Below are 15,422 nucleotides of genomic sequence, written 5' to 3' on the forward strand. Positions count from 1 at the left end.
ACGATGTATCGTAAGTCGATATATCATAAGGCGATGTATCGGAGGTAGTTATAATGAATGCGAAGGCGCAAAAATATATTCCGTTAACTGAGGGGACATATTACATACTGTTATCACTAGTGAAACCAATGCACGGATATGGAATTATGCAAATGGTAGAAGAGATGACAAATGGGGAAGTAAAGCTCGGTCCTGGTACTTTATACGGGAATACGACGAAATTACTTAAAGAAAAATTAATTGTTGAAGTTGCCTCTACAGATAGAAAGAAGTGCTATGAGTTAACGCCGTTTGGGAGAGAAGTGTTAGAGCTAGAATATAACAGATTGCAGAGATCTGTAAGGAATGGAAATAGTATATTAGGGGAGTGAATGAGAGATGGAGACAAAGAAGGTATTTAAATTTTTCATGGCATGGAGTTTAGAAAAAGAAGAAGTTTTTTTACGGAAAATGCATCAAAAAGGTTGGGCGTTACAAAGATATAATTTGTTGTATACGTTTAAGAAAACAGAACCAAAAGATGTAGTATATAAAGCGGATTTTAGATTGGTTTATAGAGATTCAAAAGAAAAACAACAGGAGTACTTTGAAATATATGAAATGTCTGGTTGGAAACGTGTCACAAGTTTTACAAGATGGAATTATTTTTGTAAGGAAGTAGAGAAGGGAATTGAGTTACCTGACATATATTCAGAGAAGGACACGAAGGTGCAAAAAATGAAGGAATTATTACAATTTTTCGCATTGATTTCAATAACTACATTACCCTCAATGTATAGCGTATTTTTAAGTTCAACAGAATCAAGGGTGCCAATTTGGGCGAAAGTTATGACAGGGCTTGTAGGTTGTATGTATGCTTATTTTTTCATGAGGATTTTTTGGAAAATCAAGAAATTGAAAAGTGAAATATTATAATAAAGATTAGACCCTAGAAGAAGACAATAACAATGACATCATTATCTTTTTTAATTTCTATGTAATTCTATTTTGTTAACTATTTTTTATATAATAAAACATTATATATTTAAGGCATAGAACTAGTTAGAAAGATGAATACCAGTAACAACACCTAAAAAAATCATAAATGAAGAAGAAATAATTAATAATAACGAACGAGCAATTAATATCAATTTATTAGATTTTTGATTTTTATAAAGGAAATAAAGTAAAAGACGACAAACAGTAGAAAGTATCCATATAGCTAAACCGTAAGAAGTCGAGATTTTCCTCCAATCGAAGATCCAAAAGTAAAAGATGACTATATGACAAGTTAATAGTAGAAATATTGATGGAAGCGTTATTTTTTTATTATTTGTTTTACCTCGCTTATGTAAACATTTCCAAAAGAGTGCGAAGTTTAACATATAATAAGGAAGAAATACATTTTTAATTAAGTTATTACACGGAAAAATCCCTTATAGAAAAATCTATTTCTATAAGGGATAATCATGTTTTTATTAGAAAGACTGATTTTGAGCAGGTTTAATAAATTGTTCTGGGTTTTCAACAAGCCCACATACAGCGCATTGGACGCGATAAGTAGGTCCTTGATAGGCCATATGAAAAGCATTCATCGTGTCATTTGTATATTCTTCTTCTACTTGACCAGTTTGTGGATTTAATTTGACTGGTTTTACTTGTTGCTCAAGAATATTAAAGCGAGTACGGTTCGTTTTACAACTTGGACATAGCATTGGTTCCATATGTATACACCTCCATTTGTATCATTTCTTAAACTCTTTAATTTTATGCAAGCAAAAAACTTTCTCAATATAAATAGGTGTTTAATGTATTTAAAATTCAGAAAAAATAAAATATAATAAAAGTACGAACTGGTTATGTCCAAACCAAATCTCCTGTTTTATGCCAATAAGCTGGGGGGCCGAGAAATCGGCCTCATTTTTTTTGCTCATTACTACAAAAAACAAGGTTTTTATGAGACTTTTGTCGAAATTTTAGGGGTAGATATAAAGGGGGATGGAAAATGGATTTGAAAATGAAGTACATCATTTTATATGTAGAAAAGTTTGAGGAATGTTTAAAATTCTATAAAGATATTTTACAGTTACCTATAAAAGCAGAGCACGGTACATATATTGAATTTAATACTGGAACGACCATTTTAGCGATGAATACGCGGCAAGATGTGAAAGAATTAACAGGACTACTGCTTACAGAAGGTGAATTACAGTCTTCTCATTTCGAATTAGGATTCGTTGTTGAGAATGTACAAGAAACGATTGAGCAATTTAGAGAACAAGGTATTAAGATTTTAGTTGAACCTATTGTAAAACCGTGGGGACAAACAATTTCTTACATTGCTGATCCAGATGGAAATTATATTGAAATTTGTAGTTCATTAGAATAGAGGGAGAAAGAGAGATGGGATTTCCAAAACTAGAAACAGAACGTTTATTCTTAAGAGAACTTACACTATTAGATGCGGAAACGATGTTCGAATATTTTTCGAAAGAATCAGTTATACGTTATTTCGGAATGGATTCTTTCGAAAATATTGAGCAAGCGAAAACAACGATTCAAACGTTTAAAAATCGTTATGAAGAAGGAAGTGTATTTCGCTGGGGAATCGAGAAAAAAGGGACGGGCCAATTAATTGGGACGTGTGGATTTCATTTAATTAACAATCATCATAGACGAGCTGAAATTGGTTATGAATTAGATGATACATATTGGGGACAGGGGTATGCATCTGAAGCATTACAAGCAATTTTAGCTTACGGATTTGAAATACTGCAACTAATAAGAATCGCAGCGGTTGTATATGTAGAAAATAAAGCTTCACAACAATTATTAAGTAAAGCAGGATTTCAAGAAGAAGGATTACTTCGAAAACATATGATTCAAAATGGTGTCGCTCATGATACCATTTTATATTCTTTATTAAAAGAAGAGTGGAAGAAGTAATGAGTACAAATGAGCTTATAAATGTTATGAAGAAGCATAAAGAAAACCGCTTTATTTTAGGGATAGATGGTTTAAGTCGATCTGGAAAAACAACATTCGTAGCAAATTTAAAAGAAAATATGAAACAAGAGGGCATCCCGTTTCATATTTTTCATATTGATGATCACATAGTGGAGCGTAATAAACGCTATCATACAGGATATGAAGAATGGTATGAGTATTATTGTTTACAGTGGGATATTCCATACTTGAGGCAGAAGTTTTTTCAGAAGTTACAACATGAGACAAAACTGACTTTGCCTTTTTATCAAGAGGAAACAGACTCATGTGAAATGAAAAAAGTACAGATTCCTATTGTAGGCGTAATTGTTATTGAAGGAGTTTTTTTGCAGCGAAAAGAATGGAGAGATTTCTTTCATTATATGGTCTATTTGGACTGTCCAAGAGAGACAAGGTTTCTACGTGAGAGTGAAAAAACGCAGAAAAACTTTTCAAAGTTTGAAAATAGGTATTGGAAAGCAGAGGATTATTACTTAGAAATGGAATTGCCGAAGGATAGGGCGGATTTAGTCATCCAATGATTTGAAAATAGAAGGTGAATAGAATGAATATTTTATGGGATTTTGATGGGACGTTATTTGATACGTACCCTGCATATACAATGATGCTTTCTGAAATATTAGGTGATTCAGTAGAAAAACAAGAAATATACAAAAACTTAAAAATATCATACTCTCATGCAATTCAGTATTATAATATTTCATGCGAGCAGGAAGAAAAGATTAAAGTTTTGAAGGGAACATTCACGCCAAAAGATATGAAACCTTTTGCAGGTGTCGAAGAGGTTTTGAAATTTGCAGATAAAAATGTGATTATGACCCATAAACATAGGAAAGGGGTTATGGCCATTTTAAAATATTACGGCTGGGAAAAATACTTCGTAGATATGGTTACAATTGACGATGGCTTTCCTCGAAAGCCGAACTCTTTAGCTTATAATCATCTGCATAAAAAATACAATATTGATTTAGCTATTGGAGATAGAGAATTAGATTTATTACCTGCAAAAGAATTAGGTATTTCAACATGTATGTTTCAAGGTAATTGTGATGTAGCGGATTATTCTTTATCACATTACTCGGAGTTTTTTAAGGTAGTGAGTGATAGAGAGTTTTCTTTATAAAAAAAGTTATGAATAAAGACTGTATCTTTCATTTTAAAGGTACAGTCTTAATTTTTTAGAACTATTTCATTTTATTTTCTGTATATAAAAATTGCTAGGAGTTAAAGAATGTCCGTCCATCTTTATTAAAGAAGTAGCCAGGTTAATTGTTAGATAGAAATAAACTGAAGGATAAAGTGATAGCGTCCACTTTATCTTTTTTATGTTTTAACCAAATTATGGTTATTCATGTTAATATGAACTCATAGCTATATAGAAGGGGTGGGGTTAGTATGAAAACTGAAATAGTTCCTACAAAGAAGTACAGTATAATAAGCTATATATCTTTACTCATCGGCATTTTGTGTTTTCTATTCGTTTTTATAACGCCAACAAGGATAGCCAATGCAGGTAATATAGTTGGAGATTATATTACAATTGCCCTGACAGGTGTAGGTATCATGCTTTCAATAATCACAATGACGAAAAGAACAGAGAAGAAGGGAATTGCTATTCTTTCATTAATACTGTCCTCATCATTTTTTATATTTTGGATCATAGCAATTATCCTATTGTTTACTGGTCAAATTAGTTTTGCGCCGTAATGTGTAATAAAAAGAGTCCTTCTCGTATGAAGGACTCTTTTTATTCGGTATCTTCAGGTTGATATTCTAAAATATCCCCGGGTTGGCATTCTAATGCTTTACATATTGCTTCTAAAGTTGAAAAACGGACTGCTTTTGCTTTTCCATTTTTCAAGATAGAAAGGTTAGCCATTGTAATTCCAACCTTCTCCGAAAGTTCTGTTACACTCATTTTTCTTTTTGCTAACATTACATCAATATTAATAATAATTGCCATATTATTCACCTCAGACCGTTAAATCATTTTCTGATTTTATATCTATAGCATCTTTTAATAGTCTTTGGAGAACGGCAGCAAAGACCGCGATTACCATTGAAGCAAAAATCATAATCATTCCGATAATAATAATGCCAGGGGCGTCATCTCTCTCTGCCACGAGATAGAAAAGTGGCATACCTAATACATATAATACACTAATTGCCAATGCGCTGTACTTAATATTTTTTAAAGCTTGAACAGATAGCTCTGAGAATGCGTTATTTTTATCAATATAGTTTAAAAGCTTAAATGTTTGGTACAGTGCGAAGTAATAAGGTATTGCTGTTGCGTATAAATTGATAAATACAAGATATTTAATATATGCAATATCTGGATATAATTCTGCGGCAAAATTTCCTATTTTAGGGACTAAAAAAATGCACATAGCAAGAACGGGGATTCCGATCAGAATTACAACGGTCTTTAAAAAGAGTGTGGATCCTTGTTTCATAAAAAGCACCTCATTTATTTAATATCTTATTAATTTAACATGAAATTTATTGTTTAACAATAAATTTTTATTTCTTTTAATTGAGGATTTATTGTTAAATAAGTAATTAATGAAAAGGATGTTAAATCTTTTTTATAAGATAAATGATACATATCAATATTTAATTAAAGAAAGAGAAAGTAACTATTGTTAGCTTTATGAGAATTGGGAACTAATAAAACATATGTAGGTTTTGGTATGGAAAAGGAAATAAGGTGTATTGAAATGAATGCAAAGTTTATGGAGGAACAATCATGTTGAATTATGGTGTGAAGATGAAAAAGTTACTATTGGTGGGAGCTATAATAGTAAGCGTATTAAGTACGGAAAGTATGATGAATTATCATGCGGCCAAAGCTAAGGTGAAAAAAGTAGAACACCAGCCTAAAAATATAATTATGATGGTTATGGACGGAACGAGTTCAACGGCGACAACATTGGCTCGCTGGTATAAAGGGGCACCGCTTACGTTAGATCAAATTGTAACAGGAGGTGTTCGTACGTTTTCGGCGGAATCAGCTATTACAGACTCAGCGCCAGCAGCAACAGCTTTAGCAACTGGAAATAAATCGAATTCAGGATATGTAGGTGTATTACCTTCTATTGTAAGTTCGCCTAGCTTACAGCCAATAAAAGAAGAAGAAAAGTTACGGCCGGTCGCAAACGTATTAGAAGGCGCAAAATGTACTGGTCGTGCAACTGGCATTGTTGCTACATCTGAAATTCAGCATGCTACTCCGGCCGGATTCTCCGCTCACCATGTCAATCGCAAACATTTTGACGTAATTGCGAAGCAGCAAGTATATCAAAATATAGATGTCGTATTAGGCGGGGGAAAAGCGGCGCTTCTACCTATAAAAAGTAATGGAATCCGAAAAGATGGTGAAAATTTAGTAAAGGTGATTCAAGACAAAGGGTACGATTTTGTTGAAACGAAAGATGCGTTATTGAACTCCAAATCTAATAAAATTTGGGGCTCTTTCTCACATCATGCTCTTGCGTTTGATATGGATCGTATAGCAACAAATCCAGAACAACCAACACTTTCTCAAATGACAGAAAAAGCAATTCAAACATTATCAAAAGATAAAGATGGCTTCTTTTTATTCGTAGAAGGTAGTAAGCCAGATTGGGCAGCTCATGCTAATGATCCAATTGGGATTATTAGCGATGTATTGGCATTTGATGAAGCGGTAGCAAAGGCGTTACAATTTGCGAAGAAAGATGGGGATACGATGCTCATCGCTTTAACTGATCATGGTAACAGTGGCATTTCTATAGGGAATAGGAATACGACAAAAGGATACAATACTACACCGGTTTCTGCATACATTGATCCATTGAAAAAGGCGAAAATGACACTTGAAGGAACTATAAATAAACTGAAATCTGATTTATCAAATGTAGAAGATGTAGCTAAACTATACGGTTTGGATAATCTAACTCATGATGAAAAAGAAAAATTAAAAGTGGCAAAAAAGAAAATGGATGTAGGACGAATTCTTACTACATTATTGGCTAATCGTGCAAATATCGGCTTTACGACAGGAGGACATACAGGTGAGGATGTATTCTTACATTCTTATGGACCTCAAAAACCAGAAGGCTTAATCCAAAATACAGACATTGCGAAGACGATGGCGAAAGCGATGGGCTTTAACTTAGAAGAAGTAACGAATAAAATATTTTTAGAGAGTGAACAAGCCTTTAAGAAAATCGGTGCAACTGTAACAGCCGACAAAATCGAAGGAGCAAACCCGTTACTCGTAGTAAAACATAATAAAGTAGAAGCACAATTATTTGGTAACAAAAATATAATTCGTATTAATGGTAAAGGGTATGAATTAAGAAGTATTATTGTAGAGAGTAATGGAAAGTGCTATGTACCAGAAGAAGCAATTCAACTATTTGTAAAGCATTCTCGTTAAAAAATTGCCAACCAGTTAAGCTAACTGGTGGCAATTTTTTGTGTTTATTCTAAATATAAGTGTTCGAATTGTTTTGTAAAGTTTTCCATATGAGACTTGTATAAATGTTAAAGGGAAATTATATTTTTTCTTACATTAAAAAATTTCATTTTGTAGAATAAGAAGTTATACATATAGTAAAGTCTAATGTGTTATCAATTAATATTTACGAAAAATATATTAATACTTTAGAATTTCTTTAATGTTCATTATTTTTTATTTAAGGTTATCCGTTATATTTATAATATGTTTATTTCAATTTATCGTATTGCAGCGCAGTTTCATATAATTATAAAGCAATCATCAAAATAAAATCTCCACTAGAGTAAATTTATTATTTTTTTGCGGAAATTATTATGCAGCTAAGAAAACTGTAATTTATTGAATTAGAAATATATTAGAATTTACTTGAAGAAAGAGAGAGGGAATAAAATGAATATAGTGCACTTACGTCCTAAACAGCGGTCTAAGTATCGCATTATGCTAGGGAAGTGGTATTACTCTACAAAGAGGTACATTCAGTGGTTGGCAGATGGAAAAACATATGCAAAAAGGTTCCAACAAGAAAAGCTACCTTGTACAGCAATTCAGCACCGAACGATATTACTTCGTAAGCTCAAAGATGTAGATATGTGGTATCAACAGAATAAGGTTGTTAATTTGAAAATTGCTGTTAAAAAACTAAATGGTATCGTCATTAGACCGGGAGAAACATTTTCTTACTGGCGTTTAATAGGTAAGCCAACGAGGAAAAAAGGGTATGTAGAAGGTATGGTATTACATTACGGATCTTTTCAAACAGGTATTGGAGGAGGTCTTTGTCAGCTTTCGAATTTAATATATTGGATGACTTTACATACACCACTGACAGTAACAGAACGATATCGTCATAGCTTTGATGTCTTTCCTGACTCTAGGCGAACTCAACCGTTTGGGAGTGGGGCGACTTGTTCCTATAACTATTTGGATTTACAAATTAAAAATGAAACGGACCAACCGTATCAACTTCACCTTTATATGACAGATGAACATTTAGTTGGTGAATGGAGAACAGTCTATCCGCAACTTTATCAATATGAAGTGTATGAGAAAGAACACTCAATTCAACCTGCATACTGGGGCGGTTATATACGACATAATGTGATTCAACGTAAAGTATATAATCAACAGAAACAGTTAATAGAAGATCAATATGTAACAGAGAATCACGCTATAATGATGTACGAACCACTATTAGCTTGTAATAATGAGAATAGTGAGTAATATGGTAATCCATAGATTAAATAGTATAGAAAATATTTAATTCTTATTTTTATTAAAAAAGTATGAATCCCAGATTTACTGGATTTTGATTGTAACTAAGAACATATAAAAGTTCACTGTTATTTATAGGAGGGTCTGTTTGTTTTTATATCTTATGTATTTCACCCTGCATAAAAAATATTTCTCAACATTTTATTTATTGAAAAAGATTGAATATTCGTATTATAAAGAATATTATGTTGTTATTGGCAAAAAACGATAATTTGCAGACATTGGGGAGGAAATACATTGAAAAAGAAATTAAAACCATTAGCGGTATTAACAACAGCAGCAGTACTAAGTAGTACGTTTGCTTTTGGAGGTCACGCAGCTTATGCTGAGACACCAACATCATCTCTACCAATAGATGAGCACTTAATACCGGAGGAGCGTTTGGCAGAAGCGCTAAAACAACGGGGGGTAATTGATCAATCTGCATCACAAGCTGAGATGTCAAAGGCTGTCGAAAAATATGTTGAGAAAAAGAAAGGGGAAAACCCTGGGAAAGAAATCTTAACAGGAGATAGTCTTACACAAGAAGCTTCTGATTTTATGAAAAAAGTAAAAGATGCAAAAATGAAGGAAAATGAACAGGCACAGCAGCCTGAAGTAGGCCCAGTAGCTGGACAAGGTGCAGCATTGAATCCAGGGAAATTAAATGGAAAAGTACCTACTACATCAGCGAAGCAAGAAGAATACAATGGAGCTGTTCGAAAAGATAAAGTACTTGTTTTACTTGTAGAATTTAGCGATTTTAAGCATAACAATATTGATCAAGAGCCAGGATACATGTATTCTAAGGACTTTAATCGTGAACATTATCAAAAAATGTTATTTGGTGATGAACCATTCACTTTATTTGATGGATCGAAGATTAACACATTTAAGCAATATTATGAAGAACAATCTGGTGGCAGCTATACAGTTGATGGGACTGTAACAGAGTGGCTTACTGTTCCAGGAAAAGCATCAGATTATGGTGCTGATGCGGGTACTGGGCATGATAACAAGGGGCCTTTAGGACCAAAAGATTTTGTGAAAGAAGCATTAAAAGCAGCGGTAGCAAAAGGAATCAATTTAGCAGACTATGACCAATTTGATCAATACGATCAAGATGGTGATGGAAATAAAAATGAGCCAGATGGCATTATCGATCATTTAATGGTTGTACATGCTGGCGTTGGTCAAGAAGCTGGCGGCGGTAAATTGAAAGATGATGCGATTTGGTCACATCGTTCAAAACTAGGTTCAAAACCATATGCAATTGATGGCACGAAATCTTCTGTTTCGAACTGGGGCGGAAAGATGGCTGCATACGATTATACAATCGAGCCTGAAGACGGGGCAGTTGGTGTGTTTGCGCATGAGTATGGTCATGATTTAGGTTTACCAGATGAATATGATACAAAGTACTCAGGACAAGGTGAACCTGTTGAGTCATGGTCTATTATGAGTGGTGGTAGTTGGGCTGGAAAAATTGCAGGAACAGAGCCAACGAGTTTCTCACCACAAAATAAAGAGTTTTTCCAAAAGAATATGAAGGGGAACTGGGCGAATATCCTTGAAGTAGATTATGACAAACTTAGCAAAGGAATCGGTGTTGCGACATATGTAGATCAAAGCACTACAAAATCTAAACGACCTGGAATCGTTCGTGTTAACTTGCCGGACAAAGATATAAAAAATATCGAATCAGCGTTTGGTAAGAAGTTCTATTACAGTACAAAAGGAAATGACATTCATACAACACTTGAGACACCAGTATTTGACTTAACAAATGCAAAGGATGCTAAGTTCGATTATAAGGCATTTTACGAACTTGAAGCGAAGTATGATTTCCTTGACGTATATGCGATTGCAGAAGATGGAACGAAGACACGCATTGATAGAATGGGCGAAAAAGATGTAAAAGGCGGCGCGGATACAACTGATGGTAAGTGGGTTGATAAATCATACGATTTAAGCCAATTCAAAGGAAAAAAAGTAAAACTGCAATTTGAGTACTTAACAGATATTGCAGTAGCTTATAAAGGGTTTGCGTTAGATAATGCAGCATTAACTGTAGATGGAAAAGTTGTTTTCTCTGATGATGCAGAAGGTCAGCCAGCAATGACGTTAAAAGGCTTTACTGTGTCTAACGGATTTGAACAGAAAAAACATAATTACTATGTAGAGTGGAGAAATTACGCTGGTTCTGACACTGCGTTACAACATGCACGTGGACCAGTATTTAATACAGGAATGGTTGTATGGTATGCGGATCAAAGCTTTACAGATAACTGGGTAGGCGTTCATCCAGGTGAAGGGTTCTTAGGAGTAGTAGATTCTCATCCAGAGGCAATTGTAGGGACATTAAATGGACAACCTACTGTGAAGAGCAGTACGCGTTATCAAATTGCTGATGCGGCATTCTCATTTGATCAAACGCCAGCATGGAAAGTAAATTCACCAACACGCGGTATCTTTGATTATAAAGGATTACCAGGAGTGGCAAAATTTGATGATTCTAAGCAATACATCAACAGCGTTATTCCTGATGCAGGACGTAAGTTGCCGAAGCTAGGACTGAAGTTTGAAGTCGTAGGCCAAGCTGAAGACAAGTCTGCAGGTGCAGTTTGGCTTCATCGATAAAATAAGGTAAAAAGAAGAGAAGCTGCGATAAGTCGGTGAAACTGACTGGTTGCAGCTTTTTTCTTCTTGTGAAAAAACTCTCTGTTTTTTATGTACTTATTGGAAAAATTCGAAGTTTCTTTGATACATAAAATGCTCCGTCTATCCAATTATAGAAGCTATTTTGGACGTAAGAAATTTGTAAGTAATGAGTAAGAAAAAAGAGATTTTCATAGTATAAAATATTTATTATAGCTACTTTTAACACCTGATACTAATAGTGTGCTATAATATGAATTAGCAACAAAAAGGAAAGGAATTAGAACAATGACCTTAGAAAATACTAAAAATTTAAAAAAACAAGTTGCTCCTTTTGAAAAATCAACGATTAAAAAAAGTGTTTGGCAACTGATCAACACAATCGTGCCATTTATTATTTTATGGTACCTTGCTTATAAAAGTTTGTCAGTTTCTTATTGGTTAACTTTAGTTCCAGCACTGTTAGCCGCTGGATTTATGACAAGAATTTTCATTATTTTTCATGATTGTACCCATTATTCGTTCTTTAAAAGTCGACGTGCAAATAGAATAGTTGGAACGTGTATGGGTGTTTTAACATTATTCCCATTTGATCAGTGGGGGCATGAGCATTCTATTCACCACGCTACGAGTGGTAATTTGGATAAGAGGGGTACAGGGGATATTTGGACGCTTACAGTTGATGAATATGTAGCAGCACCATTTAGACTTCGTTTAGCATATCGTTTATATCGCAATCCATTCGTTATGTTTGGATTAGGTCCGATTTATGTTTTCTTGCTTAAAAATAGATTTAACCGAAAAGGTGCAAGACAGAAAGAACGTATGAATACTTATTTGACGAATATTATAATTGTTGCTGTAGTAGCTATACTTTGCTGGGCAATTGGGTGGCAATCGTTTCTGTTAGTACATGGTACGATATTCTTAATAGCAGGTTCAGTAGGGATTTGGCTGTTTTACGTACAGCACACATTTGAGGATTCTTATTTTGAAGAGGATAAAGATTGGGAATATGTGAAAGCGGCAGTGGAAGGAAGTTCTTTTTATAAGCTTCCTAAAATTTTGCAATTTCTAACGGGTAATATTGGATTCCATCATGTTCACCATTTAAGTCCAAGAGTACCTAACTATAAACTAGAAGAGGCACACAATAATACGCTTCCGTTAAAAAATGTACCAACGATTACGCTTACTACAAGCTTACAATCACTACGTTTCCGTCTTTGGGATGAGAAAAGTAACAATTTTGTTAGCTTTAAAGATGTCAAAAATATAATTAAAAATAATGTTTCTGTTCGAGTGAAATCTGAACTATAATTGCATCGTATATAAAACTCCCCTTAATCATTTTCGATTTAAGGGGAGTTTGTGTTTAAAGAGTAGATGCCAGATAAGAGGAAAATTTACATAATTCAAATTGTAATTGAAGCAGATTAGGAATTGCTCGTACGTAAGTACAAATATAAAGTGACAGTAAATGCATTATGTTAACAAGTGGAGTTATCATGAATTTTCCATTACGATAACTGTTCATAAATCCGACGAAAATTAATAGCAAAAGGGGGATCGTACAACATTATATCTAAAAAATTAGAAAAGACTTGAACGGAAATTTCATTCATTTTTCTTGGTGTTTCGCATTCCATACACTTAAATAGGATGCATATTCTAATTCATCTGGATTGTCATGTAACATAGAAATGAATTCTAATTTATTTCTATCACAATCTAGAAAGTATACACTTGCAGCGGGCATCCACCTTTGGACAATTGGCTCTTGATTTCCTTTTCCTTGACTTCCTATCACTTCTATTCCACGTTCCTCTAACCACGCTTTAGAAGTCATTAAAAACTCTAAATTTACACCAAAAGCAAAATGTCTCAGCTCAAAGTCTTCGATATTATTTACTTCCCATAGTCCAAGCATTTGTTGTTTATTTTCTCCGACCCAAAAGAAAGCCACTCTTCTTTTGGAGAGTTTTCTTGCTAACGTCAATCCTAGCTTGTTTTGATAGAAATTTATTGCCTTTTCTAAATTTCTTACATGTAAATGAGTTTCGTATATGTTCTGTATTATTATAATCATTCCTCTCTTTATTGGTAACTACCAATTGAATAGTAAATGTAATTCTAAAGTTGAAATATGTATAAGCCTAGTAATGTACATCTATATCCGATATACCTATTTACTATTATATTGAAATTGGAATGTGATAAATCCCACTGAGGTAGTAAGTGTTTAAATGAACCCTCTACTACTTTTGTAGGAGAGGGGATATATTCATTAAATTCAGATGAACTCATATTTAAATAATAAAAAAAAGACAACACATGAAGTGAAACGCCACATGTTGTCTTTTTTATATCGTACAATATTACGAAGTTTCGCTAATTTTAGTTTCACTTTGAGTGTTAGTAGCAATTCTTTTCTTAACTTTAAAGTGATAGTATGTGTAGCAAAAGATGATAAATGGTACAGTACAATAAATGCCTAGTCTTTGATCTGGGATAAAGATAAGACTTACTAATATAATGCCATACAATCCAAAACCAAGAATTGGTACAAGGGGATAGAGTGGAGTTCTGAACTTCAAGTCTTCTAATTTTCCACCTTCAGCTAAATAGTGTTTGCGGAAAAAGAATTGAGAAACACAAATTGACATCCAAACAATAATTGTTATGACTCCAGAAATGGAAATTAACCATAAGTAAACCGTTTCAGCAGCTACTACGCTTGTTAAAAGAGAAAAAGCAGAAATAGCTATTGTCATGATTAAAGCGTTGAGAGGAATCCCACGTGAGGATAATTTCTTTAAAAATGCTGGAGCCATTTCGTTTTTTGATAAAGACCAAAGCATGCGAGTAGCAGCGTATAGTCCTGAGTTTGCAACAGAAAGAACAGCAGTAAGAATAACAAAGTTCATAATATCAGCTGCATATGGAATACCGATATTATCAAAAACAGCAACGAATGGGCTCTTTGTGAGTCCTGCTTCTTCCCAAGGAATTAAAGCAACAAGAACAAAGATTGCTAAGACGAAGAAAAACATTGTGCGCCATATAATATTTCTAATAGAACGAGGTAAAGTTTTTGCTGGATCTTCACTTTCACCTGCTGCGATTCCGACAAGCTCTGTACCTTGGAAGGAATAATTGACTGTAACCATTGTTAATAGAATAGCTGCAAGTCCATTCGGAAATAAACCACCATGATTTACGAAATTTGAAAGGAGTGGAGCTGGTTCGTCGCCTTTTAAATCAATAAAGCCGAACATAGCGGCGCCACCAAGAATTATAAAAGCTATAATGGCAGATACTTTTATACTTGAAAACCAAAATTCTGTTTCTGCATAACTACGAGCAGATAATGCGTTAATAGTAAAGATTGTAACGCCAAATATTAAACACCAAACCCAAACAGGAATATCAGGAAACCAGCGCTGCATTGTAATACCGGCAGTTGTAAATTCAAGACCGGTCGTATTCGCCCAGCTTAACCAATACAACCATCCGATTGTAAAGCCAGTTGCAGGATTGATGAATTTAGTGGCATATTCCTGGAAAGAACCCGAAACAGGCATGGCTACAGCGAGTTCACCAAGACATAGCATAACGAAATACATTAATAATCCACCGGCCATAAAGGCAAGTACGGATCCACCAGGTCCAGCTTGACTTATTATAAAGCCAGATCCGTTAAATAACCCCGTTCCAATCACACCACCGAGTGCAATCATGAATAAGTGTCTACTTTTCATCGTACGTTTTAATTCATTGTTTGTATTGTTTACTTGCGCCATTGTTTTCCTCACTTTCGTAGTTGATAGAATAAAGTTTGATGTTTTCCCGTATTATGGAATGTATTCCGTGATGTGAAATCTTGTTATAATTTTCAGATAATTAAAAAGAAAAGTCAATATTTTTTTGTTTGCGTTTTCAATTCGTTGTTAGTGATATATTTTTATTGTTAGAAAATTGAATAAATATATTGATTTCATTTCGAATGTTTGCTAAATTGGTA

Annotated in this window: 16 protein-coding genes and 1 pseudogene; 11 read left to right on the forward strand and 6 right to left on the reverse strand. The window is 33.9% G+C overall.

The window, feature by feature from the left end; translation table 11 throughout:
• Positions 1–53 precede the first annotated feature (53 nt).
• Both F3I02_RS03765 and F3I02_RS03770 read left to right on the forward strand, forming a co-directional pair.
• The gene (locus F3I02_RS03765) at positions 54–371 is read left to right on the forward strand and encodes a PadR family transcriptional regulator (protein ID WP_000991894.1); all 318 of its coding nucleotides are present in this window, start codon (positions 54–56) and stop codon (positions 369–371) included.
• Positions 372–378: 7 nt separating this feature from the next.
• Positions 379–915, forward strand: coding sequence for a DUF2812 domain-containing protein (locus tag F3I02_RS03770; protein WP_196477640.1), 537 nt, complete (start codon positions 379–381; stop codon positions 913–915).
• Positions 916–1,024: 109 nt separating this feature from the next.
• Here F3I02_RS03770 and F3I02_RS34615 read toward each other — a convergent pair.
• Positions 1,025–1,364: pseudogene (locus F3I02_RS34615) on the reverse strand (hypothetical protein).
• Between the two features lie 93 nt (positions 1,365–1,457).
• A complete protein-coding gene (locus F3I02_RS03775) occupies positions 1,458–1,703 on the reverse strand; it encodes a hypothetical protein (RefSeq protein ID WP_000433605.1) in 246 nt (81 codons plus the stop codon).
• A 281-nt stretch (positions 1,704–1,984) separates the two neighbouring features.
• Here F3I02_RS03775 and F3I02_RS03780 point away from each other — a divergent pair, with 281 nt between their 5' ends.
• The 5 genes from F3I02_RS03780 to F3I02_RS03800 all read left to right on the forward strand — a co-directional run bounded on the left by F3I02_RS03780 (position 1,985) and on the right by F3I02_RS03800 (position 4,692).
• Entirely contained in the window at positions 1,985–2,368 is a 384-nt protein-coding gene (locus F3I02_RS03780; RefSeq protein WP_196477641.1) for a VOC family protein, read from the forward strand.
• Positions 2,369–2,382: 14 nt separating this feature from the next.
• Positions 2,383–2,925 (forward strand): GNAT family N-acetyltransferase, encoded by a 543-nt coding sequence (locus tag F3I02_RS03785; protein WP_000506637.1) that lies wholly within the window; start codon positions 2,383–2,385, stop codon positions 2,923–2,925.
• Positions 2,925–3,506, forward strand: coding sequence for a kinase (locus F3I02_RS03790; protein WP_196477642.1), 582 nt, complete (start codon positions 2,925–2,927; stop codon positions 3,504–3,506). The genes F3I02_RS03785 and F3I02_RS03790 overlap by 1 nt, the downstream gene beginning before the upstream one ends.
• A gap of 23 nt (positions 3,507–3,529) precedes the next feature.
• Positions 3,530–4,108 (forward strand): HAD-IA family hydrolase, encoded by a 579-nt coding sequence (locus F3I02_RS03795; protein ID WP_196477643.1) that lies wholly within the window; start codon positions 3,530–3,532, stop codon positions 4,106–4,108.
• A gap of 272 nt (positions 4,109–4,380) precedes the next feature.
• Positions 4,381–4,692, forward strand: a complete 312-nt coding sequence (locus tag F3I02_RS03800) for a hypothetical protein (RefSeq protein WP_000845564.1) — start codon at positions 4,381–4,383, stop codon at positions 4,690–4,692.
• A gap of 40 nt (positions 4,693–4,732) precedes the next feature.
• Here F3I02_RS03800 and F3I02_RS03805 read toward each other — a convergent pair whose 3' ends face one another.
• Together F3I02_RS03805 and F3I02_RS03810 are read right to left on the reverse strand one after the other, a co-directional pair.
• Positions 4,733–4,948 (reverse strand): helix-turn-helix domain-containing protein, encoded by a 216-nt coding sequence (locus tag F3I02_RS03805; protein WP_000974619.1) that lies wholly within the window; start codon positions 4,946–4,948, stop codon positions 4,733–4,735.
• Positions 4,949–4,958: 10 nt separating this feature from the next.
• Positions 4,959–5,441, reverse strand: a complete 483-nt coding sequence (locus F3I02_RS03810; RefSeq protein WP_000809118.1) for a DUF2975 domain-containing protein — start codon at positions 5,439–5,441, stop codon at positions 4,959–4,961.
• Between the two features lie 293 nt (positions 5,442–5,734).
• Between F3I02_RS03810 and F3I02_RS03815 the strand changes: the two genes are divergently transcribed.
• From F3I02_RS03815 to desA, 4 genes are all read left to right on the forward strand, one after another.
• On the forward strand, positions 5,735–7,408 hold the full coding sequence (locus F3I02_RS03815) for an alkaline phosphatase (RefSeq protein WP_061884303.1): 1,674 nt from the start codon (positions 5,735–5,737) through the stop codon (positions 7,406–7,408).
• Positions 7,409–7,879: 471 nt separating this feature from the next.
• Positions 7,880–8,710: a VanW family protein gene (locus tag F3I02_RS03820; RefSeq protein ID WP_001028242.1), complete on the forward strand. Its 831-nt coding sequence runs from the start codon at positions 7,880–7,882 to the stop codon at positions 8,708–8,710.
• A 288-nt stretch (positions 8,711–8,998) separates the two neighbouring features.
• A complete protein-coding gene (locus tag F3I02_RS03825) occupies positions 8,999–11,380 on the forward strand; it encodes an immune inhibitor A domain-containing protein (protein ID WP_196477644.1) in 2,382 nt (793 codons plus the stop codon).
• A gap of 306 nt (positions 11,381–11,686) precedes the next feature.
• Positions 11,687–12,718, forward strand: coding sequence for a Delta(5) desaturase DesA (desA, locus tag F3I02_RS03830; RefSeq protein ID WP_000171505.1), 1,032 nt, complete (start codon positions 11,687–11,689; stop codon positions 12,716–12,718).
• Between the two features lie 301 nt (positions 12,719–13,019).
• Here desA and F3I02_RS03835 read toward each other — a convergent pair whose 3' ends face one another.
• Together F3I02_RS03835 and F3I02_RS03840 are read right to left on the reverse strand one after the other, a co-directional pair.
• Positions 13,020–13,478 carry a VOC family protein gene (locus F3I02_RS03835; protein ID WP_033690237.1) on the reverse strand — a complete coding sequence of 153 codons (459 nt, stop codon included), beginning with the start codon at positions 13,476–13,478 and terminating at the stop codon, positions 13,020–13,022.
• 298 nt (positions 13,479–13,776) lie between these two features.
• Positions 13,777–15,201 carry an amino acid permease gene (locus F3I02_RS03840; RefSeq protein ID WP_000079968.1) on the reverse strand — a complete coding sequence of 475 codons (1,425 nt, stop codon included), beginning with the start codon at positions 15,199–15,201 and terminating at the stop codon, positions 13,777–13,779.
• Positions 15,202–15,422 lie beyond the last annotated feature (221 nt).

It is taken from the genome of Bacillus sp. SRB3LM (assembly GCF_015712745.1).
Lineage (GTDB): Bacteria > Bacillota > Bacilli > Bacillales > Bacillaceae_G > Bacillus_A > Bacillus_A thuringiensis_K.

Bases quoted from the DNA above. Each gene is read 5' to 3' on its own strand.
- F3I02_RS03800 (WP_000845564.1), top strand. From the start codon at position 4,381: ATGAAAACTGAAATAGTTCCTACAAAGAAGTACAGTATAATAAGCTAT.
- F3I02_RS03815 (WP_061884303.1), top strand. From the start codon at position 5,735: ATGTTGAATTATGGTGTGAAGATGAAAAAGTTACTATTGGTGGGAGCT.
- F3I02_RS03810 (WP_000809118.1), bottom strand. From the start codon at position 5,441: ATGAAACAAGGATCCACACTCTTTTTAAAGACCGTTGTAATTCTGATC.
- F3I02_RS03770 (WP_196477640.1), top strand. From the start codon at position 379: ATGGAGACAAAGAAGGTATTTAAATTTTTCATGGCATGGAGTTTAGAA.
- F3I02_RS03780 (WP_196477641.1), top strand. From the start codon at position 1,985: ATGGATTTGAAAATGAAGTACATCATTTTATATGTAGAAAAGTTTGAG.
- F3I02_RS03840 (WP_000079968.1), bottom strand. From the start codon at position 15,201: ATGGCGCAAGTAAACAATACAAACAATGAATTAAAACGTACGATGAAA.
- F3I02_RS03805 (WP_000974619.1), bottom strand. From the start codon at position 4,948: ATGGCAATTATTATTAATATTGATGTAATGTTAGCAAAAAGAAAAATG.
- F3I02_RS03775 (WP_000433605.1), bottom strand. From the start codon at position 1,703: ATGGAACCAATGCTATGTCCAAGTTGTAAAACGAACCGTACTCGCTTT.
- F3I02_RS03790 (WP_196477642.1), top strand. From the start codon at position 2,925: ATGAGTACAAATGAGCTTATAAATGTTATGAAGAAGCATAAAGAAAAC.
- F3I02_RS03820 (WP_001028242.1), top strand. From the start codon at position 7,880: ATGAATATAGTGCACTTACGTCCTAAACAGCGGTCTAAGTATCGCATT.
- F3I02_RS03795 (WP_196477643.1), top strand. From the start codon at position 3,530: ATGAATATTTTATGGGATTTTGATGGGACGTTATTTGATACGTACCCT.
- F3I02_RS03785 (WP_000506637.1), top strand. From the start codon at position 2,383: ATGGGATTTCCAAAACTAGAAACAGAACGTTTATTCTTAAGAGAACTT.
- F3I02_RS03765 (WP_000991894.1), top strand. From the start codon at position 54: ATGAATGCGAAGGCGCAAAAATATATTCCGTTAACTGAGGGGACATAT.
- desA (WP_000171505.1), top strand. From the start codon at position 11,687: ATGACCTTAGAAAATACTAAAAATTTAAAAAAACAAGTTGCTCCTTTT.